The organism is Kitasatospora sp. A2-31, from assembly GCF_022288725.1.
Classification (GTDB): Bacteria; Actinomycetota; Actinomycetes; order Streptomycetales; family Streptomycetaceae; genus Kitasatospora.
Genome location: NZ_JAKNTA010000165.1, coordinates 1 through 1,540 on the forward strand (window position 1 = coordinate 1; position 1,540 = coordinate 1,540).

At 71.8% G+C, this 1,540-nt stretch carries 1 protein-coding gene; it reads right to left on the reverse strand.

What is annotated here, in order from left to right:
* Positions 1–1,096 (reverse strand): CCA tRNA nucleotidyltransferase (locus MCM47_RS40535; protein ID WP_238951808.1); only part of this gene is annotated, 1,096 nt, incomplete at its 3' end.
* Positions 1,097–1,540: the final 444 nt, after the last annotated feature.

Below are 1,540 nucleotides of genomic sequence, written 5' to 3' on the forward strand. Positions count from 1 at the left end.
CGTAGCGGCGCACCGCCGAGTCGGTCCACTCCCCGCCGCCGTAGCCGTGGAAGCGCAGGTGCAGCTCGACCAGGCGCGAGACGTCCTCGGTCAGCTCCTTCGAGTACTTCAGCTCGCGCATCCGCTTGCGGGTCATCTTGGCGCCGACCACCTCGTGGTGGTGGAACGACACCCGGCCGTCCGACTCGAAGCGACGGGTACGCGGCTTGCCGATGTCGTGCAGCAGCGCGGCCAGCCGCAGCGTGAGGTCGGGGCCGTCCTGCTCCAGGTCGATCGCCTGCTCCAGGACGGTGAGCGAGTGCTCGTAGACGTCCTTGTGGCGGTGGTGCTCGTCGCGCTCCAGCCGCAGGGCCGGCAGCTCGGGCAGCACGTGGCCGGCCAGGCCGGTGTCGACGAGCAGGCGCAGGCCCTTGACCGGGTGCGCGGCCAGGAGCAGCTTGTTCAGCTCGGCCTGGACCCGCTCGGCGGAGACGATCGCGATCCGGTCGGCCATCGCGGTCATGGCGGCGACGACCTCGGGGGCCGGGTCGAAGTCCAGCTGTGCGGCGAAGCGGGCGGCCCGCATCATCCGCAGCGGGTCGTCGGAGAAGGACTCCTCGGGAGTGGCGGGGGTGCGCAGCACCCGGGCCTCCAGGTCCTCCAGGCCGTGGTGCGGGTCGACGAAGCCGCGACCGGGCAGGTCGACGGCCATCGCGTTGACGGTGAAGTCCCGGCGGACGAGGTCCTGCCCGATGGTGTCGCCGTAGGTCACCTCGGGCTTGCGCGAGGTGCGGTCGTACGCCTCGGAGCGGTACGTGGTGATCTCGATCAGGAAGGAGCCCTGCGGGGTGTCCTTGCGGGCGCCGACCGTGCCGAAGGCGATGCCGACGTCCCAGACGGCGTCCGCCCAGCCCTTGACCAGCTTCAGGACCTGCTGCGGGCGGGCGTCGGTGGTGAAGTCGAGGTCGTTGCCGAGCCGGCCCAGCAGGGCGTCCCGGACCGAGCCGCCGACCAGCGCGAGCCGGTGCCCTGCAGCCTGGAAGCGGCGGGCGATCTCGTCGGCGACCGGGGAGACCCGCAGCAGCTCCTGCAGGCCCAGCGTCTGCGCCTCGCTCAGGCCTGGTACGACCTGGGTGGCAGTGCTGGAATGATGGACGCCGGACTCGTGGGCGGTGGGCTCATTGGCAGTGGACACGGCTCACAAGGGTACGTGTCCCGAAGGCCCCCCTGCCCGCGCGTTTTGCGGCGCTCACCCCAAGCCCGCAACACTGCACCCTCGGCTGCATCGTTACCATGCCGGTGGAGCGGGTCGCGGGCACCGACGAGGGCCTGCGGTGCCGCGCGCCGTAACGGCCTCCCGGATCGCGGGCGGCCGCATCTTCTTCACCGCTGATCCCCACGGCCGGCAGGTTCGGCCCGCAGGGCTTCCGCGGCGTCACAGCAGCACAGCAGCATCAGCAGCGAGCGATCGAGAACGGCGAGGGCGGAGCGCGTGAGCGAGCGTAGCGAGCGAGCCGACGAGAAGTGCGCGTTTCGCGAAGCGCCGGCCGAGCGCAGCGAG